Origin of the sequence: Methyloferula stellata AR4, from assembly GCF_000385335.1 — a bacterium.
Lineage (GTDB): Bacteria > Pseudomonadota > Alphaproteobacteria > Rhizobiales > Beijerinckiaceae > Methyloferula > Methyloferula stellata.
The window spans coordinates 479,555-498,641 of record NZ_ARWA01000001.1; the positions used below are offsets into that span (position 1 = coordinate 479,555).

At 58.8% G+C, this 19,087-nt stretch carries 19 protein-coding genes and 1 tRNA gene; 8 read left to right on the forward strand and 12 right to left on the reverse strand.

Annotation, left to right across the window (positions count from 1 at the left end):
- Positions 1 to 188 precede the first annotated feature (188 nt).
- Complete coding sequence (locus tag A3OQ_RS0102410; RefSeq protein WP_020173758.1) at positions 189 to 944, forward strand: hypothetical protein; 756 nt, start codon at positions 189 to 191, stop codon at positions 942 to 944.
- Between the two features lie 39 nt (positions 945 to 983).
- On the opposite strand, the gene A3OQ_RS0102415 is transcribed toward A3OQ_RS0102410, so the two are convergent.
- The gene (locus A3OQ_RS0102415) at positions 984 to 2,408 is read right to left on the reverse strand and encodes a cytochrome P450 (protein ID WP_051116071.1); all 1,425 of its coding nucleotides are present in this window, start codon (positions 2,406 to 2,408) and stop codon (positions 984 to 986) included.
- 146 nt (positions 2,409 to 2,554) lie between these two features.
- Between A3OQ_RS0102415 and A3OQ_RS0102420 the strand changes: the two genes are divergently transcribed.
- Positions 2,555 to 2,630: transfer RNA gene (locus tag A3OQ_RS0102420), tRNA-Glu, on the forward strand.
- 23 nt (positions 2,631 to 2,653) lie between these two features.
- Here A3OQ_RS0102420 and A3OQ_RS0102425 read toward each other — a convergent pair.
- Positions 2,654 to 3,322 (reverse strand): YoaK family protein, encoded by a 669-nt coding sequence (locus A3OQ_RS0102425; protein ID WP_026595420.1) that lies wholly within the window; start codon positions 3,320 to 3,322, stop codon positions 2,654 to 2,656.
- A 327-nt stretch (positions 3,323 to 3,649) separates the two neighbouring features.
- On the opposite strand from A3OQ_RS0102425, the gene A3OQ_RS0102430 reads away from it, so the two are divergent.
- Positions 3,650 to 4,111 (forward strand): hypothetical protein, encoded by a 462-nt coding sequence (locus tag A3OQ_RS0102430; RefSeq protein ID WP_020173761.1) that lies wholly within the window; start codon positions 3,650 to 3,652, stop codon positions 4,109 to 4,111.
- 14 nt (positions 4,112 to 4,125) lie between these two features.
- Entirely contained in the window at positions 4,126 to 4,695 is a 570-nt protein-coding gene (locus tag A3OQ_RS0102435) for a hypothetical protein (protein WP_020173762.1), read from the forward strand.
- 11 nt (positions 4,696 to 4,706) lie between these two features.
- Here the strand turns inward: A3OQ_RS0102435 and A3OQ_RS0102440 are convergent, their stop codons facing one another.
- From A3OQ_RS0102440 to A3OQ_RS0102470, 7 genes are all read right to left on the reverse strand, one after another.
- A complete protein-coding gene (locus tag A3OQ_RS0102440) occupies positions 4,707 to 5,462 on the reverse strand; it encodes an FAD-binding oxidoreductase (protein WP_020173763.1) in 756 nt (251 codons plus the stop codon).
- On the reverse strand, positions 5,455 to 6,060 hold the full coding sequence (locus tag A3OQ_RS0102445; protein ID WP_020173764.1) for a sulfite oxidase-like oxidoreductase: 606 nt from the start codon (positions 6,058 to 6,060) through the stop codon (positions 5,455 to 5,457). Before A3OQ_RS0102445 ends, A3OQ_RS0102440 begins: the two co-directional genes overlap by 8 nt.
- Before the next feature lie 12 nt (positions 6,061 to 6,072).
- A complete protein-coding gene (locus A3OQ_RS24785) occupies positions 6,073 to 6,276 on the reverse strand; it encodes a hypothetical protein (protein WP_020173765.1) in 204 nt (67 codons plus the stop codon).
- A gap of 90 nt (positions 6,277 to 6,366) precedes the next feature.
- Positions 6,367 to 6,840 carry a nuclear transport factor 2 family protein gene (locus tag A3OQ_RS0102455; protein ID WP_020173766.1) on the reverse strand — a complete coding sequence of 158 codons (474 nt, stop codon included), beginning with the start codon at positions 6,838 to 6,840 and terminating at the stop codon, positions 6,367 to 6,369.
- Positions 6,841 to 7,318: 478 nt separating this feature from the next.
- Entirely contained in the window at positions 7,319 to 8,317 is a 999-nt protein-coding gene (locus A3OQ_RS0102460; RefSeq protein WP_020173767.1) for a dihydroorotate dehydrogenase-like protein, read from the reverse strand.
- Between the two features lie 17 nt (positions 8,318 to 8,334).
- On the reverse strand, positions 8,335 to 11,982 hold the full coding sequence (gene nifJ / locus A3OQ_RS0102465; RefSeq protein ID WP_051116011.1) for a pyruvate:ferredoxin (flavodoxin) oxidoreductase: 3,648 nt from the start codon (positions 11,980 to 11,982) through the stop codon (positions 8,335 to 8,337).
- 16 nt (positions 11,983 to 11,998) lie between these two features.
- Complete coding sequence (locus A3OQ_RS0102470) at positions 11,999 to 13,627, reverse strand: NAD(P)-binding protein (RefSeq protein ID WP_026595421.1); 1,629 nt, start codon at positions 13,625 to 13,627, stop codon at positions 11,999 to 12,001.
- A gap of 395 nt (positions 13,628 to 14,022) precedes the next feature.
- Between A3OQ_RS0102470 and A3OQ_RS0102480 the strand changes: the two genes are divergently transcribed.
- Positions 14,023 to 15,300, forward strand: a complete 1,278-nt coding sequence (locus A3OQ_RS0102480) for an MFS transporter (RefSeq protein ID WP_020173771.1) — start codon at positions 14,023 to 14,025, stop codon at positions 15,298 to 15,300.
- A 237-nt stretch (positions 15,301 to 15,537) separates the two neighbouring features.
- The gene (locus A3OQ_RS24595) at positions 15,538 to 15,699 is read left to right on the forward strand and encodes a hypothetical protein (RefSeq protein WP_020173772.1); all 162 of its coding nucleotides are present in this window, start codon (positions 15,538 to 15,540) and stop codon (positions 15,697 to 15,699) included.
- Between the two features lie 58 nt (positions 15,700 to 15,757).
- Here the strand turns inward: A3OQ_RS24595 and A3OQ_RS0102490 are convergent, their stop codons facing one another.
- Entirely contained in the window at positions 15,758 to 16,225 is a 468-nt protein-coding gene (locus A3OQ_RS0102490; RefSeq protein ID WP_020173773.1) for a hypothetical protein, read from the reverse strand.
- 106 nt (positions 16,226 to 16,331) lie between these two features.
- On the reverse strand, positions 16,332 to 16,556 hold the full coding sequence (locus A3OQ_RS0102495; protein ID WP_020173774.1) for a hypothetical protein: 225 nt from the start codon (positions 16,554 to 16,556) through the stop codon (positions 16,332 to 16,334).
- Between the two features lie 490 nt (positions 16,557 to 17,046).
- Between A3OQ_RS0102495 and A3OQ_RS0102505 the strand changes: the two genes are divergently transcribed.
- The gene (locus A3OQ_RS0102505) at positions 17,047 to 17,619 is read left to right on the forward strand and encodes a hypothetical protein (protein ID WP_152428296.1); all 573 of its coding nucleotides are present in this window, start codon (positions 17,047 to 17,049) and stop codon (positions 17,617 to 17,619) included.
- Between the two features lie 163 nt (positions 17,620 to 17,782).
- On the forward strand, positions 17,783 to 18,121 hold the full coding sequence (locus A3OQ_RS23890; RefSeq protein WP_026595422.1) for a hypothetical protein: 339 nt from the start codon (positions 17,783 to 17,785) through the stop codon (positions 18,119 to 18,121).
- 35 nt (positions 18,122 to 18,156) lie between these two features.
- Here A3OQ_RS23890 and A3OQ_RS0102515 read toward each other — a convergent pair whose 3' ends face one another.
- On the reverse strand, positions 18,157 to 18,888 hold the full coding sequence (locus A3OQ_RS0102515) for a hypothetical protein (protein WP_020173778.1): 732 nt from the start codon (positions 18,886 to 18,888) through the stop codon (positions 18,157 to 18,159).
- Positions 18,889 to 19,087 lie beyond the last annotated feature (199 nt).

The following is a 19,087-nucleotide window of genomic DNA, read 5'->3' on the forward strand; positions in this document are numbered from 1 at the left end:
AATGTGAAAGGCAGAACCAAACTTTCCGGATCGTATTTTTGTTTCGGAGCATAGCTCATCTGAAAAGTGAGCCGACTTTTTGTGTCCGTTTATTGAGCGCCAATCGCATCCAAAAAAGCCCGGTATTAGGTAGCACTCGCCGCCTGTCAGCATTGCAATAAAGTGCGCATCCGACCAGGATGCGGTCAATGTTAAATGTTGATCGTCATATCGCGCTCCAAGCAGGGTGGATCGCCGGACCAGCTTTCGGGCTGGCTATGATGGCAGCGCCTGATTACCTCAAACTCTCGCCACCATATTCAGCTTTTCTTTTTTGGGCCGGAATAGCCGTCTTTTTGCTGACTATCTTGGTAGTCGCATTTCTTTCTGCTTGCGAAGAAGGAAATAAAAAAAGGCTTTTGCAGCCAACATTAATAGTGGGCGCTGTGATGCTCATCTTCGGCGGCCCGGCCGCTTGGTATTTTTGGCCACAAAAAGCGATTCCTGCCGTACATCATGTTGATGGCCAGGAAAAAAATTTCCTGCTCAACGACAAACTTCAATCGAAGGCTTCCAAATATATTTTTTCATGCAATGTTCCTCCCCCTGCCCACAAAGTTTCTGTGAAAGACCAATTGTCTCGATCTAAGGGGGAGCTTGACGCAAGAGGTGATGCTCTCGGACTCACCATAGAGACAGCCGAGATACCGCATGGTGTGAAAATGGAAATCACACCCAAAACTCCGGAGACAATTATAAGGGCGGGCGGAGTGAGCCGGGTCGTCTACGAAATCAGGCGTGCCGGTTTGCAGCTACTTGTTACGATGTCTATGGATATACCAGACCCACTCGGCCTTATAATGAGATTGATGCCGGTCGATCCAAATTCAGAAACATCGGTTGCACTCAAGAAACAGACAGAAATAATCGTCGGCGCCGAAGAAGGAGCGTGCCAAATTCTATAGGTCTTCCAATCCCACAAACATCAGTGGAACGTTGCGGGATCATGCTCTAACGCGCCGCCTCAAAATCATCGGCATGCCGTCCTTGGGCCGCAGAGTGACGCGCTGCACCGGGACGACCTCATGGCTTTCGACATGCTCCAGCCGGAAATGCCGCATGATGGCTGCGAGCAAAATGCAGCCCTCCTGCAAAGCGAATGTCGCCCCGATGCAAATGCGCGGTCCGGCGCCGAACGGCAGATAGGCGAAACGATCGATTTTTTCGCGCGCGCCCGGCAGGAAGCGGCGCGGATCGAAATGATCGGGATTGTCCCACAAAAGCCGGTGGCGATGCAGGAGCCAGGGCGGCATCATCACCAATGTGCCTTTGCGAATACGGCGTCCGCACAGATCGTCGGCGTCGATCGCCTCGCGCGTAAGACTGGCAACCGGCGGATAAAGCCGCATGGCTTCCTCGATGACGGCACGGGTTTGCACCAGCCGGTCGACGAGCGTCTCGGCCGGCCCTGCGAAAGCCGCATCGGCTTCGGCCGCGAGCCTTTCGCCCCAATCGGGCGCGAGCGACAGGAGATAGAGGCTCCACGTCAGCGCATTGGCCGTGGTTTCATGTCCGGCGCCGATGAAGGTCAGCACATTCGCGTAGACTTCATCCTCGCTCAGATGATCCTGGGTTTCGGGATCGGCGGCCTCAAGCAGCAAGGTGAGGAGATCGCGCGGTGTCGATTGCGGGTCCGATTCAAGCCGGGCGCGGCGCTTTACGATAATCGCTTCAACCGCCTCTTTGAAAAAGCCGAGGGCGGCGCGATTCTTCAAATGGTTCATGCGCGGCACGAAGGACGGCAGGTTGAAAAGATCGACCGGATCGAGCGATCCGATCGATTGCAGATAATCGGAGAAGATTCGCATGAACTCCTGCGGCTTCTCCCCGATTCCATCGGAAAAAATCGTCCGGCTCAGCACGTCGAGCGTGGCGCGGCCCATTTCGGCATGAACGTCGATGACCCGGCCGGGGCGCTGGCGCTGCCATCGCGCGATCAGCGTCTCGCTGGCCGCGACCATCGTGTCCGTGAAGCCAGCGACGGTCTTGGGCGTGAACAAAGGCGCCAGCGTGCGGCGCTGGACCTTCCAGGCCTCGCCCTCGACCGTCAAAAGCCCTTCGCCCAGGCCAGGCGACAGAACCCGGCGCTGCAGCCAGTCCTTGCGGTAATTGCCGGCGTTTTCGCTGAGCACGCGGCGTATGGCTTTGGGATCGGTGACGACCGCCGTCATGCCGAGAATCGAATTGCCGAGCAGAATCGGCTTTTCGTAATGCGCCTTGGTCCAGGTCTCGACTGGATTGCGCCGCAGCACGAACAGGGTGGCGAGCGGACCCAGCGGCGCCTCTTGCGGACGCGGCGAAGGCGGACGCGGCAGGTCGGGCGTTCCACCTCCGGCTTTTGCCGTCTCGATCGAACCGCTGCCGTGCATGAGAAACTCCTGAAGCACTGTCTCTTCAATGGGAGATTATAGGGCAAATGCGGAGACCGCGTGGCCTTGCCCCTGTGCGGCGCTATCCCGCGCAGCGATCAGGCTTGCTTGGCCTTCGCCCAGGCTATAGAAAGCGCGCTGCGCTCGCTCCCTTCGTCTAGCGGTCTAGGACGTCGCCCTCTCACGGCGAAAACACCGGTTCGATTCCGGTAGGGAGCGCCAATAATTCAATATGTTACCAGAGATCAGACCGGCGTGTCCGCCTCCTGATCGCGCGCCGCCAACACCAACAGGGCGAGCAGCGGCGCCAGCAGGACCCATACGCCGAAGCGCGGTGTCGCGGCACCGGATAGGACCGCACCGGTCAGAAATCCGGCCCAGATCGTCGCAAGAGCGAGCGCTCTGCCCCAATGCGTGTCCCATGCTCCCTGGCTGTCGGAAAGCGGTGCCCGCTTGACGGCCAGAGCGAGATGCATCCCGAACCGGCTCAAGGTTCCAGTCACGAAGGTCAGGTTCACCGATTGCGCGCCCACCCGCGACAGTGCCGTATTCATGAGGCCCATGGAGAAGCTGATCGCGGCTATGTGGAGGCCGGCGTATAAAATGCCGAGCTTGGTAATGAAAATGATCAACGCCAGCGTTGCCACGATGATCACAAAAACAAGCCGCCGTGTCCGGCGCAGCGCGGAATACGCCAGCAGCGTCGCGACAAAGCAACCGCAGACGAAGAATGCGATCGCCAGACCCGAAGGCAAAGCCAAGCCCCATTCGCCTTGCCCAAGCGCGGAGCCGGTTTGCGTTGTATTGCCGCTCATGAACGACAAATAGGTTTGGTACATAATGAAGCCGTAGGCATCCAAGCTTCCGGCGATCAAGGCGAGGATCGCCGCCAATCGTCCTTGACGTTTCGCCATAGATTGCAAAGAGCGCAAATTGCGGCCTCCGGCACAGGAGTGGATTCACGCGCCCAGCTCGAGCTCGGTATGCGCCTGCGCCGGATGTCGCGTTGATCCATTTTCCTTACATGAAGGCTGCTTCGGACTAAACCTGTCGGCACATGGTTTGGCGGATCGTGCCGGGCGAAAGCCACGTCCAGATTCGTGCGCGCGGGACTTGCCCGGCTAAAAGCCGCCTCCTTAAAGGTGATCGGCGATTCATTATTGTTTCAGCCCATGCCTTTTAGTACTTTCTCCCAGGCAGTAGATGTACTTGGCGTTTGGCTGCGAGGCTCGGAGGAACATTTGCTCACGGCGCTTCTCGTATCGATGGTCTTGTCGGCGCCTGCGCAGGCCCGTACCGGCATCGGCGACTCGTCGCATCGAATGACAGCGGCCACGTTCCTGAGGGAAGGCCCGCGCAACTCTCTCATGGGCAAGCTTATGAGCGAGTTCTATTCGATGAACGATACGCGCCAGGGCGTGTTTCAAGATGATGTCACGGCCATTCTCGCACCCTATTTTCCGCCGGGGCAGCGTTTCTCCGAAACGGAAAAGATTCTTCACGACGAAGACCTCGGCACCCTGCAGAGATTTGAAGGCAAACAGGATGCCGACGCCGGGACGATGTATGTGACGAGATTCACCTTGATGCTTGGCATGTACTCTGAAGTCTACGTCGTGCTGCACTTCGACTTCGCGGGCAGCTCGGAATCGGACATGGTCGTGAAGAAGATCCGAGCTTTCCTCCGCGGGGGAAGCATGTAATCGGGTTCGGTACAATGATAGAAACCATTGTCGTTTATTTTACGCCTCTCGCATCGACGCGCATCATTGCCTATGTCGGGTTGGGATTGGCGCATCATATGGCGATCGTCTACACGAACAGCGCCGGACAAAGTTTCGGCGTGAGTTCCGGCCCTTCGATCCAAAGCACCTTGCAGACGCCGCAAAACGCGATCAGCGCTTTAAACAGCCTCGACAAGAACGAACCGTCCGACTTCGGTACGCTCATCTCCGATCCGCATAACAACACGCCCTTCGAAAAGGGCCGGATGAACGATTATTACACGCAAGATTATCAGGGAAAGGAATTTCCGCACGCGACCGTGCTCGAAGGGCCGGACCTTTCGGCCAAATGGCAGACCATCGTCAAGATGTATGCCGCGATCGGGCAAATGGATCTCACCTATTCGCCGACGAGTCAGAACTCCAACAGCATGGCAGGCGAGGCGCTTCGCCGGTCGGGACTTCGAGTGCCGTTCTCATCCAATGCGAGATTTGCACCAGCCGTGTTCACGCGTCTTCCGGCCTATCAATGCGAGCTTCTGCACGATTGCCGTAAAAAATGAGCCTACGGCATTCAAACGCCGTAGCGTTCGGTTCGGATGATCGATGCCGGCACGCTCGCGGCAATCATCGCTTCCGTCACTGCGTTGACGAAACCATTCGAGCCGCAGACGAAGACATGTTTGGGCGGCGACGGCAGACGTTTTACGGCGTCCGTCATCATCGGGCCATCGACCCTTCGGCCGTAATCGCCAGGACGCATCGGAGGCTCTCGCGTCAAGGCAAGGACAAGCTCGAAACCATCCTTCCGGCCGGCCAAATCGAGGAGTTCATCTTGGTAGAGCACATCGGCCGCATGGCGCTTCGAGAGCACCAAAAGCGCCGGCACGCCTTGCGCCGCCATTTGCCGATGGCGGATCATCGCCATCAAGGGAACGATGCCGGAGCCCCCGCCGGCCAAGAGCAGCGGCCCGCCGTCATTTCCCGACCAGACGAAATAGCCGCCGAGAGGACCTCGAAGCTCGATCTCGTCTCCGACCGCGACGACCTCATGAAAAAACGGAGAGACTTCTCCATCGGCCAGAAGCTCGATTGCGATTTCGATCCGGTTCGTCGGGCTTGGCGCTGACGCGATCGAATAGCTGCGTATGGCCTGATAGCCATCGGGCGCCACAAGCCGCAAATCGATGTGCTGTCCAGCCTCAAACGGGAAGGGCTTCGACAGCCCCAGACTGAAACTCTTGATGCGCGGCGTCTGCTGGCGAATTTCGACGACCGTCGCAATCTGCCACTCGACCGCGGGCGGCTTTAGCGGCGGCGCATCAATCATTCGTATAGCGCTGCTCGCGCCACGGATCGCCATACATATTATAGCCGCGCAGTTCCCAGAAGCCGGCTTCGTCCTTCTGGGTGAATTGCAGACCGTTCAGCCATTTGGCGGATTTCCAAAAATAGAGATGCGGCACAAGCAGCCGCGCCGGTCCCCCGTGGTCGGCCGTCAATGGCTTTCCCTCATAGCGCAAAGCGACCAGAGCCTTGCCGCCTGTCAGATCGGCGACGGGCACATTTGTCGAATAGCCGTCGATTGAATGCGCCAGGACGAAATCGGTCGGCGGCACGATACCGGCATCCGCCAATATGTCGTCGACGAGCACGCCTTCCCATGCCGTGTTCAATTTGGACCATGTCGTCACGCAGTGAATGTCGCGCGTCATCTTGGTTTGCGGCAGAGCGTTGAACTCCTGCCAATTCCAGGTCTTGACCGGCTTAGGGCCGGCCTTCAGCGCGAAATTCCATGTCTCAGGCGCGACATGCGGCGTCGGGCCAGCGGAGAGGACGGGAAAGTCGGTGACCAGATGCTGTCCGGGCGGAATGCGATCCGCCAATTCATCATTGCGGGGCCGCCCCGTGAAGCCGCGTGTAACCATGTTCCTCTCCTCTCATCCGCTGCGCGCCGCCGCCCAAGAGCCCATGTTCTCACAAGAGCCCATGTTCTCAATTGAGATGCAGATCGGTCTGCAGCGATGTGGAATGCCGCCCGCCGGCGATGGCGCAACCTCCGCATCGAGATCCTCATTGGCCGAAGCTGTTTTACCACGAAACACCCAATAGGCATGGCCGAGATAAGCGATCACGATCGGCAATATAATCGCTATACCGGACCCGATGAAGACGAGCGTGATATGATCCGCCGCGCCGTCTCGACCTTGCTGATCCGAATTCGAGAGGCTGCGTCAGAGGCCCAGATCCGAAAGACTCTTGTAATCGAGCGGACGCGGACCGGAGCGATCCCAATGAAACTTGCGTTCGCTTTCCGTGATCGGAAGATCGTTGATGCAGGCGAACCGCCGCCGCATCAGGCCGTCCTCGCCGAACTCCCAATTCTCGTTGCCGTAGGATCTGAACCAATTGCGCGAATCGTCGTGCCACTCATAGGCGAAGCGCACGGCGATCCGATTATCGGTGAAGGCCCAAAGTTCCTTGATGAGGCGATAGTCGAGCTCGCGATTCCATTTCCGCGTGAGGAACGCGACGATGGCCTCACGTCCTTGAACGAACTCGGCCCGGTTACGCCAATAGCTGTCGACCGAATAGGCAAGCGCGACGCGTGCCGGATCGCAGCTGTTCCAGCCGTCCTCGGCGCCTCGGACTTTTTGAACCGCGGTTTCATGCGTGAAAGGTGGAAATGGCGGGCGGCTTTCCGACATGGTCTTTGATCCTCGATTGATGGGCCACCGGCTGGCAGGGCCGAGATACGTCAGGAATTTGGAATGGCGGGCGCGTCAGGTCTTCCGGGTTCGCACATAGGATTGCAAGAAGGCATGGCGCGGCGCGCGCGGCGATGCGCCCGGATAATTAGCGCCAAAGCTTGCGAATGGAAGCTGCAAACAAAAGAAGACGCCGCACGATGGCCGGCGCGAAGATTAGAGTTGCTAGAGCGGGATGAGGAAAAGTGGTACCGGATTCCGCCCGCATTCCGTTCTAAACTATTAGAATCGATCACGTTCCTGTCTTGGATCGATTCAAGTCTGGCCTGCCGACTTGAACCTGAAAATCCCCAACTCGGGCAAGCCGAGTTGGGAGATCCAGAACCATCGTGATCTAAACAGCGGGAACGCCAGAAGCGAAAACAATTCTGCGCCGCGACGCAAACGGTATTGGCAATTGAGCGATTGGCTTCTTGCGTCAGACGACGCCGGTCTCGAGCATCTTGATGTAGCTCGGGCGTCCATAAAGCTCCTTATGGCGCGATCTCGCCCAGCTCATCAAGCCGCGCATCTCCGAGACCGAGGTGAAGTTTCGAAGCTCCATCCAGACTTTCAGGCCACCCAAAAGCTTCCTCAAATGTCTTGGACCATGGCGCAGCAAAGCGGAGGTCGTCATCACGACGTCCGCGCCGGCGAGGAGATATTTTACGACATCGTCGTCGGTCTCGACGCCGGTCGAGGCCGCGAGGGAGGCGCCCGTCCGCCCTGCGAGAAGCGCGATCCACGACAGAGGAAGCGATATTTCATCAGGCGTGCTGAGGTGAACCCCTTCAACCATTTGCAAGGTCATGAGGTCGAAGTCGGGCTGCAGCAGGCGATTGAATAAGACGAGACCATCGGCGCCTTCGGCATGAAGCCGCTGCGCGAGATTGGGAAGCGCACTGACATAGGGCGAGAGTTTCACCGAAAGGGGAATGCTGACGGCGCGGCGCGTCGCGCGGACGATGCTCGCGTAACGGTCTTCGACATCCTGGCTCGTCAGCGCCATATCGATTGGAACGAAATAGATGTTCAATTCGACGGCGCTGGCACCCGCCTGCTGCATCGATTGAGCATAGGTGACCCAACCCGATTCCGAAGAGCCGTTCAGGCTTGCGATGACCGGAATGGAGAGCGCCTCCTTGGCACGCCGGATCAGATCGAGATAGACGTCCGGCCCAACGCCATAAGGTCCGTCGCGGACTTCCGGAAAATAGCTCATGGCTTCAGGAGAAATATACGCCGTTTTATTGAGGATAAGCGCGTCGATGGCATCCTCGGCCTCGAGCTGCTCTTGAAACAAAGAGGGCAGCACGACGGCGGCGGCGCCGGCATCTTCCAAACGGCGCAAATGATCGATCTGCGCATTGGCCGGCGATGCCGAGGCAACTAGCGGGTTTTTCAGCGAGAGCCCGAGATATTTCGTAGCAAGCGGCATAGGATTCTCCTTTGGTCTCAGGCTACAGTTTCGGGCGTGAGGAGAGGCTTTGCATCCGAGCCGAACGAAACGGCGGCGGCGCCTTCGTTTTCCGGCGCAGGATGTGCCTCCACATTGAAGCGACTGCCATCGCGTCTCGCGAGATCCTCATATTGCCGGTATTTCTCATCGACGCCGCGTTGCGCCATGGCGAGCAGTTCCGCCGCTTCCGCCGGTCGCGATTGCGCCAAGGAACGGTAACGAATCTCATTATAGGCATAGTCCTTCAGCGGGATATGCGGCCTTGGCGAGTCGAGCCGGAACGGCGCTTCGCCGATCGTGCGCATTTTCGGATTGAAGCGGAACAGAGGCCAATAGCCGCTTGCCGTTGCAAGATCCTGCTGCTTCATGCCGAGCCGCATATCGATGCCATGCGCGATACAGTGGCTATAGGCAAGGATCAGGGACGTTCCTTCATAGGCCTCGGCCTCGCGGAAGGCTTCGAGCGTCTGCTGCGGATTGGCGCCCATCGCAACCTGCGCGACATAGACATTTCCGTAAGCAATGGCCTGCAAGGCCAGATCCTTGCGGGCGGTCCGCTTGCCGGCCGCCGCGAATTTCGCGACCGCGCCGAGCGGCGTCGCCTTGGAGGCCTGACCACCCGTGTTGGAATAGACTTCCGTATCGAGCACCAGCACGTTCACGTTGCGGCCGGAGGCCAGCACATGATCGAGGCCGCCATAGCCGATATCATAGGCCCAGCCGTCGCCGCCGACGGCCCAAATGCTGCGCCGGACGAGATGATCGACAACGGAGAGCAGATCGAGCGCCGCCGGTTCCGGCAAAGTCAGAAGCCGGACTTTGAGTTCCGCGACCCTGACGCGCTGGGCCCGGATCTCCGATTCCTGGATCTGCGGCGCTTTCGCGATGGCCTGAGCGAGGTCCGGTCCGACCTTGTCGGCGAGCCCTGCGAGCAGCGCCAATGCAAGATCGAGATGCTTATCCGCGGCAAGCCGGAAGCCGAGACCGAATTCGGCGTTGTCCTCGAAGAGCGAGTTCGACCAGGCAGGGCCGCGGCCCTCACGATCCTTGGTCCATGGCGTGACCGGCAGGTTGCCGCCATAGATGGAAGAGCAGCCGGTCGCGTTGGCGACTTGCAGCCGGTCGCCGAAGAGCTGACTGAGGAGTTTGAGATAAGGTGTCTCGCCGCAGCCGCCGCAGGCGCCGGAGAACTCGAACAAAGGCTCGAGGAACTGCACGCCGCGCACATTAGCGAAATCGACGCGCGCCCGGTCGTTGACCGGCAGAGTCTCGAAGAAGCCGATGCTTGTGCGCTCCCGCTCCAGGATCGGAAGTTTATCCGTCATGTTGATCGCTTTGACGTCGGGCTCACGCGGGCTGGTCTCGGGGCAGGCTTCGACGCAGAGACCGCATCCGGTGCAATCCTCGACATAAAACTGCAAGGTAAAGCGGGCTTCGGGATAGCCGCGCGCATTGACCGGCGCAGATTTGAAGCCTTCTGGCGCGCCTACGAGTTTATCCTCATTGTAATAGCGCGCGCGGATGACGCTATGCGGGCAGACGAAGCCGCATTGGCCGCATTGGACGCAAAGATCTTCGCGCCAATCCGGCACGATGTCGGAGATGTTGCGTTTTTCATAGGCGCTGGTGCCGGAGGGGAACGTCCCATCGGCGGGCATCAGGCTGACAGGAATTTCGTTGCCAAGGCCCGCGAACATCCGCGCGGTGACGTCCTTCACAAAGGCGGACGCGCCGGCTGGAACAAGCGGCGGCAGTTCCGCCGTGCTCGTCACTTTGGCCGGCACCTTCACTTCATGCAAATTGAGCAATGTTCCATCGACCGCCGCGAAATTCTCGTCGACGACCGACTGGCCCTTGCGTCCATAGGTCTTGCGAATCGATTCCTTGATATGCGCTATCGCTTTCTCGCGCGGCAGGACGCCCGAGATGGCGAAGAAGCAGGTCTGAAGGACGGTGTTCGTCCGGGTTCCCAAGCCGACTTTCCGCGCGACGGCGGAGGCGTCGATCACAAAAAATCTGAGCTTCTTTTCAATGATGGTTTGCTGAACCGGCCGCGGCAGGTGATCCCAAACTTCATCCGCCTCGTAAGGCGCATTGAGGAGGAAGGTGGCGCCTGGCGCGGCGAGACGCAGCATATCCTGCCGTTCCAGGAAGCTGAACTGATGAACGGCAATAAAACTGGCTTCCGCGATGAGATAGGGCGCCTTGATCGGCTGGGGTCCAAAGCGGAGATGCGAGACGGTCTGCGCGCCGGATTTATGCGAATCGTAGACGAAATAGCCTTGCGCATAGAGGCCCGCGTCTTCGGCGATGATCTTCACACTGTTCTTATTGGCGCCGACCGTGCCATCAGCACCAAGACCGTAGAAGAGCGCGCGCGTAAGGTCGGGCTTTTCGATTGTGAAGGCAGGGTCGATCGCAAGGCTCATGTGACTCAGGTCGTCGTTGATGCCAAGCGTAAAGCTGGTGCGCGGCCTGTCGGATTTCAGTTCGTCGAACGCGGCCTTCATCATGGCCGGGGAGCAATCCTTCGATGAGATCCCGTAGCGGCCCCCGACAACAATCGGCATGCTCGGCCGCTCGCCGCGGCCGACGGCACCGGCGAGGCTCGTCACCAGATCCTGGAAGAGCGGCTCGCCGACGGCGCCGCTCTCTTTCGTCTGTTCAAGCACGGCGATACGGCGCACAGAAAGCGGCAATGCCGCGAGCAAATGAGCCGTCGAGAAGGGGCGATAGAGACGCACCTGCAGGACGCCGACTTTCTCGCCATTCGCCCGCAGGACCGCCGCCGTCTGACGCGCGGTCTCGGCCCCCGATCCCATCAGCACCAGCACGCGCTCGGCCTCGGGATCACCGTCATATTCGAACACTTGGTAAAAGCGGCCGGTGAGATCGCCGAAGCGCTTCATCGCGGCTTCGACAATGCCTGGCACGCATTCGTAATAGGGGTTCACGGCTTCCCGTGCCTGGAAATAAGTATCTGGATTATGTGCCGTGCCGCGCACGAAAGGGTGCTCCGGATTGAGCGCACGGTTCCGATGAGCGCGGACGAGATCGTCGTCGATCATCGCGCGGATATCGGCATCGGAGAGAAGCTCGAGCGTGTTCAACTCATGCGAGGTGCGGAAGCCGTCGAAGAAGTGCAAGAAAGGAATACGCGATTCGAGCGTCGCCATCTGCGCGATGAGAGCCGAATCATGTGCCTCCTGCACCGAGGCGGAGGAGAGCAAGGCAAAGCCCGTCGTGCGAACCGTCATCACATCGGAATGGTCGCCGAAGATGGATAGGGCGGAAGTCGCGAGCGAGCGCGCCGCGACGTGGAAGACTGCCGAGGTCAGTTCGCCCGCGATCTTGAACATGTTCGGGAGCATCAGCATCAGCCCCTGAGACGAGGTGAATGTGGTCGTGAGCGCTCCCGATTGAAGTGCGCCATGCACCGCGCCGGCCGCGCCGCCCTCGCTCTGCATCTCCTGCACCACCGGGACATTGCCCCAGATATTGGTGAGTCCATCTGCCGACCACTGGTCAGCGAGTTCCGCCATCGTCGAAGACGGCGTGATCGGATAGATCGCGCAAACTTCGTTCACGCGATAGGCGACATGTGCAACGGCCGTATTGCCGTCCATCGTGGTCCTGGTGCTCATGATCTCGTCCTTAGGCTCAGGCCCGCTCGGGAACCATATCGATTGCGTGGCAGGGGCATTGTTCGAAACAGGCGGCGCATCCGGTGCAAAGCATGAGATCGACCCGATAGCCGCGTCCTATGCCGAGCTTGGCGATCGCCTGCTCCGGGCACGCGGCAAAACAATTGTCGCATTCGTAGCAATTGCCGCAGGACAGGCAGCGACGCGCCTCATGAAGTGCTTGTGCTTCCGAAAGCCCGGCCATGACTTCTGCGAATCCTTCGCGCAGATCCGGCGGCACTTCTCGTTGCTGCGACGGCATCGCGTCGCTGTAGATCGGAAGATGCAGCCCGGCGAAGTCGATGATCGGGGCTTGGGCCGGCGCGACATAAGGCCGGCGTCTGAGCCAACCATCGATGTGCCGCGCGGCCTTCTTGCCATGTCCCACCGCGGTCGTGACCGTGCGCGCGCCTGGGATGAGATCGCCGCCGGCGAAGATACCTTCGGCACCCGTCATCATATCGGGCCCGACCATCACAGTGCCGTCGGCTTTCAGGGCCACGCCCGGAACCTTGCCGAGGAACTTGCTTTCCGCCTGCTGGCCAAGAGCGAGCACGACCGAATCCGCCTGCAGCGTCTCGAACCGGCCGGTCGGTTGCGGCACACCCTTATCGTCGAGCTGCATTACTTCGACCTGCAGGTCGCCCGCGCCAATGTCGCGGATGCTGCTCAGCCATTTGATTTTTACGCCTTCGCTCAAAGCCTCTTCGGCCTCGATCGTATCGGCTTCCATATGAGCGCGATCCGAGAAAAAGACGATCAGCGCTTCCTCGGCTCCGAGACGCTTTGCCGTTCGTGCCGCGTCCATCGCCGTATTGCCCGCGCCGTAGACGACGACGCGGCGGCCGAGCTTCGGTGCGGCGCCTTCGCTGACCTCATGCAGCAAACCAATGGCCGAGACGACGCGAGCGGCGTCGCGCGCCGGAATATCTATATGCTTGGCCGCCTGCGCGCCGATGGCGACGAAGACCGCATCGAAGTTGCCTGCGGTTTTCTCGGCGAGAACATCCTCGACCTTGTGATTGAGAAAGATGCGAACACCCGTCTCTTCGATTCTGGCGACCTCCTGCATCAAGATATCGCGCGGAAGCCTATAGGCCGGGATACCGAAATGCATCATTCCGCCCGGCAGCGGACCAGCCTCATGAATCTCGACCTCATGTCCGAGGCGCACGAGATGATAGGCTGCCGAAAGACCGCTCGGACCAGCACCGACGACGAGAACGCGCTTGCCGCTCGCGGCGGCGGCAGGGGGAAGCGTCCAGCCCTCCGCGGTTGCCTTATCGCCCAGGAAGCGCTCGACCGCGTGAATGCTGACGTGACTGTCGAGTTCGTTGCGATTGCAGTCGCCTTCGCAGGGATGATAGCAAACCCTCCCATGCACCGCGGGCATGGGGTTTTCCTGCATCAAATGTTCCCACGCCTGCCTGAACTTGCCCGCCTGCGCGAGGCTTAGCCAGCCTTGGATATCTTCGCCCGCGGGACAAGCATGATTACAGGGCGGCAGAAGATCGACATAGGCGGGATGACTGGTGCGCGTCGGCCCTACGGCTTGCCGGCGGGTCATATCGACCACCGGACTCATATCCCTGGGAGGAACGTTCATCGCATCAGCTCCTGTCAGCTCTGGTGAAGTTGCCTTGCGGGTTCACGAACGAAAGGAGCGGCTCATCGTTACACGCCGCTTCTCAAACATTTCCGCCCGCATCTTCGAATCGAACTCATTCTAGACAGGAGCCATGAGACTCGCTTTGATTCGTATCAAAGACGATGACGTCTCGCGCATTTGACTGATCGATCAGATCGAACACGAAACCGTGAACAGCTTCGTCGCGCTCAAGCTGTGCGAACAGAGTCATCACCGATGATCAATGAACCGCGCTTCTTAAAACTGTCACACGAAAACGAAACATCGCTTGACGCGCATCAATGTAGACGGACTCCTTCTCGTTATTTTTGATGCGAGCTTGGCGCATGAATGCCTGGCGAGGGAGGGAATCCATGACCAGCCAGGCCATTCCAATTCCTGCGGGAAAGACATCAACCATAAGCGGCTTCCACGCGGCATTTATCGTCGCCTGGATTCTCAGCCTTTTATTTTATTTCATGCAATATGCTGTGCGTTCGGCACCGAGCGTAATGGTTCCGGAACTGACGGCGGCCTTCGGCTTGACCACGCTCGGCGTCAGCTCGCTGCTTGGACTTTACTATTACACCTATTCGACCTTCGCGATCGTCGCCGGAGCATCACTCGATCGATGGGGGGCGAAATACACGATTCCAATCGGCGTGTTTTTTCTCGCCGCCGGCATCATCATGTTCGGTCTCGGCATTAGCTGGGTGGCGAGCTTCGGCCGTCTGCTTCAGGGCGCGGGCGCTGCCTTTGCGTTTGTCGGAGCCGTCTATCTCGCAGCGCATGGCTTGCCGGCACGCTATCTCGCGACGGCAATCGGCTTCACGCAATGTATCGGCATGCTCGGCGGGTCCGCCGGACAATTCGTTGTCGGCCCCTTGGTGCATGGACCGATCAACTGGCAGCAATTCTGGATCTATGCCGGCATCGTGACTCTGGCGACGGGCATTGCTTTGTTCGTCATGACACCGCGGCAAGATGCATCCGAACATTCGAAGACCAGCATTTGGCACATGTTCGCGCCTTACAAGACGGTGCTGACCAATCCGCAATCTTATTTGTGTGGTCTATGCGCCGGGCTTTTATTTTTGCCGACGACCGTCGGTGACATGATCTGGGGCGTTTCGTTCTTGCGGCAGGGCTGGCACATCGATTATGCCGAAGCGGTCAATCGCGCCTCGATGGTGCCGCTCGGCTGGGTCATCGGCTGCCCATTGCTCGGCTATATCGCCGATCGCATCGGCCGCCGGAAGCCCGTTCTCTTTGCTGGGATGGCATTGATGCTCGCCGCGACGCTGGCGATTCTTTATCTGCCGCCAAATAGCGCGCCTCACTATCTGCTTGGGCTTCTGCTCGGTATCGGCTCCGGCGCGGCGATGATCCCTTATTCGATCATCAAGGAAGTCAATCCGGATGAAGTGAAGGGCAGCGCGACCGGCGCAATCAACTTCCTCGTCTTCGTGATGAGCGCCTTTGCCGCGCCGGCCTATGGCTGGCTGCTGCAAAAGCTCGCCGGCGGCGGCGCGCTGACGCTCGACACCTTCACCAAGGGCGGCGCGACCGGCATCGTGGCGATCGTGATCGCCATCCTTGCTGCCTTCTTCATCAAGGAAACCGGATCGGCGGTACGAAAAGCGCAAGGATGATCCAGATATCGACGGGCGCTGACAGCGGCGCCCGTCGTGCCATGGAATAGGCTGGGCTCGTGGCGGCGCTTTTTAAGCAAATTTATGGACTTTAAATGCGCCGCTGGGCCGTTCATCTCCGCAACATGTTGCCGCGGTTGAAAAGCTCGATGCCTTCGCGCAAGAGAATTACGGCAAACGCGTGCTGCATCTGGCGGTACGCTGTATCTTCGACGAACAGCCGCTCAGTATCGTGCTTTGGGGTGCACGGATTCGGGTCAGCTCGATCCTGTCGCCGACGTCATGGGCTGGAAGCTCGATGCCTCCGCCCTGGCCGAGATCGAGCGCATTGTTTTGGAAAATGTCCGCTCGCCAGTCGGCCCGGAATTCATGGCGCCGCCCGCGCGGCTCGCCGCCTGACGCCGAAGCCGGCCGCAGCGACGATCGGCGCGCGCTTTAAAAAAGCGCTGCGGCCGGTCTACTTCGCTACGCTCTTGTAGCCCTTTTGCATCATGCAGCTTTGCTCGATCTTTTCGACGTCTCCGCCATGCAGTGCGCCGTTGCTTTTAAAAATGTCATATTCCCCCGGCCGAAGGCCGTTGGCCGTGGTCGCGGCGCGCTCGCCTTCGCTTCGGCAGGCGGCACGGTCGAGCTCTTCTTGTTGAGACGGCACGGAGTGGCCGCCGCCATCATTTTTTTCGTAGACGACCGGCGATGGTGACGCGCAACCGCGCGTAGCAGCGGCCAAATTCTTGAAGACGTCGTATTCCCGTCCTTGCCCTGGGAGAGGCGCGTAATTCTGGCAGTCGGGCGAAGCTGGCGCTGTTTGCTGTTCCGCCGCCGCCGCGCGGCTTCCGAGCACCTGCAAAGCCGATGGCAATCGGTCTTGCATACAGCCCAGAAAAACAAAGGCAAAACCCAAAGCCCCGACAAAACCTATGCGCATGCCACACTCCTCCGACAAAGCTGCCAAGCTATGGATAGCGGCATATGTTAAGTCAATCCAGGCGCATTGAAAGCGGCTTACGGCGGGGCTTAGGTGACTCCAAAACTCAGTCGACGAGGCCGTTCAGCACATCTACGTCAACATGACCTACAATGCGGATCAGCTCCAGCTCCTGATACGGTCCAGGTTCTTCGGCGATGACCAGGCCCGCATGGCGATCGACGATGCGCATCGCCGCCTCGAGCGCCTCGGACTTGCTGTCGAGGATCTGCGGCTCTTCCGGCAGAAAGCCGTCCGCCGCGACCGGAATCACATAAAACCGCGAAGCCATTGCCGTCCCCCCTCAGATCGACTGTCTTTTCCCAAGCTGAGCCCGCGTTTTTGCCTTTACTCTGGCGCGCAGGCCGTAGTGAGGGCGGACGAAAAATTCCACCGCCGGCGTTTTTGGCCAGCCAATCATAGCTTTGTCTTCACCGCGCCCCGCGTGATAAGAACATAAGCAGAACATTTGCTTTCCATCAAGCTGAAAAAGGCACAAAAAAAACCTACGTTCGGCCGGGGCCGAAGCTAAAGGTTAGGCGTTCAAATGCTGAAGAGCCAGCTTAATAAAAATAGCTCCGCTAAGTAAAAATCCCTGGTCAATTTTGAACATCATATGAAAAAAAAGCAAAAATTTTGCCTTTTTCATGGCGGGATTTCTGGAGTTTTACGCGTATCTGCCGGAAATCATGCGGTATTTCTTTACGTCGCGCCCGGTATTTTTATTTCATACGTATTATGCAGGTGTCGGACTACAGTCGCGCCCTAGATAGCGCCAAGACTTGCCCGGCATCATATGGCGGTTTCGATCGCATCGTTTTATCGTTGGCCGGGCCAGAATCAGCGGCACACCTTCTGGCGGCATCGCGAAGCAGCGTGTGAACCAACAACAAGGAGCGGCGAGGATGAGATCGAACCTGATGGCAGGGCTCTCGCTGCTCATCGGCATCACGGCCACGCCCATGACGGGCTTCGCGAAATATTCGCCGTTACCAACGCCCATCGCCAGCACGGTTCTGGTAATCGACGGCCAAACACATGCGCTTGCGATCCTGGACCAGAACAACGTCGCCATTCACTTGTTGCCGGCCGAATATCAAGACATGGACATCACCAAGGCATTCGATATCGAATGCATCTTGCCGGGCAATAATCGTCAGCTCGTCGTCGCCGCCCGTATCGACAGCCGCTACCACATGATACCGATCGATGTGATCGTGTATAAGGAATATGACCCGTCCTACATTAAGCTCGGGATCGACACGATTTATCTGCGAAACGCGATCGACAGTTCCGACTTTAGCGATCACAAAATCTACATTGATTTTTACGCACGTGGCGACCGGCCTATCTAATCCAAGGGCCGCGCCCCAAATCCCTCTCCCATGCACTCAAGCTTGGAACCCCTCGAACGGCGAGACGTTGCGGTAACGTCTGCCTAAGCCTTTGAGCTGCGTCACGGTCAAGGCTTACCGCGCGAAGGCAAACGTCCTCTGCTTGTTTGAAATGGGAGTGTTCATGGACAAAAAAATTGTGGGCATCGTCGGCGCCCTGGCGGCTCTGGGCGGCGCGGGCACCGCCACCGCCGCGCCGGCTCAAGCACCCGCGGCCGCGGATGTTATGGAAGTGCGGAGCTATGCGGATCTGCTTCAGCCCATTCCCAATGCGGTCGCGCTGCTTCAGGCATCGGACGCAGCTATAAAGGCCCAAAAGGAAGCCGCTGGCGACAGCGACGACCCGGCGAACGTCGAGCTCGCCCAATATCATCACCACCACCATCATCACCATCATTGGCGCCGGTGGCATCATCATCACCATCACCACTTTTGGCACCATCACCACCACCATCACTATTGATGATTCGAGGCGCGTCTTTCATGGCGCGCCTTTTTTTAAGCACCGGGGTCGCGCTTGTTTTTGGCTTTCGCAGCTCCGAGAATGTGACGGTAGGTTCCGTCAAAGACCGTATTGGTCGCTGACGTCCATTGCGTTTGCGCGCCGAGGGTCTTGCGGCTTTCGTAGATTCGCCGCGCCTGCAATTCACGTTCGGCAGCTTCCTCTTCTCCCATCTCGACCAAGTCGAAATCCGGTTCTTCCGGAATGATGAGGAGCTGCGCCATCGGCTCGCCCGGCCGGAAAATATGCGTGCGGCCCTCGGCCGGCGATTTGAAGACCATGAAGAAAATCATCGGCCACCAATTGCGGATCAACGCCGGAACCGCGATCGGCACCGTGTCGGTCGGATCCGTATAAAAGCGCGGATGCGGTTCCGTCCTCACCGCGAATCCGGCTTCGACCTTAAGATCGAGAAGCAATTGATAAGTGTAAAAGGCGCTCCCGAATGAGCGAAACGGCGGCCACATAATGCCAGTGTCGGGGTCGGGACCAAGATCGCCCTCGAAGACCGGCTGGCCGCCCCGCGTCGTGACACGAAGCTCATTGTCATAGGGGTAGAAAATCTCGACGCCATATTGCGCGCCTTCCGTGAACGGAAGGCAATGCCAGGCATATTCTTGAGACCCGTCCGCGCGCGGCTCTTTTGCACCCGCCCATCCTGGGACTTCAACGCGGGTCTGACGCGGCCGCAGGCGCGGATCGATCAGACGGTATTTGACATGTTGCATGGGGACCTGTGCGGGTTGTCCGTCTTACAGCAAAGCTGGCACTGCCAAACGCGGCATCGCCGCCAAAGTTGCAGCGGGCGCGAAACGAAAAACCCCGCCCGGTGAAGAGCGAGGTTTTCTCAATCGACCATAGTTGAGCAGAGATCAGCCGTCCCTTATTGAAACCGCCAGAACGCGATGAAGGTGCTGAGCGTAAGGG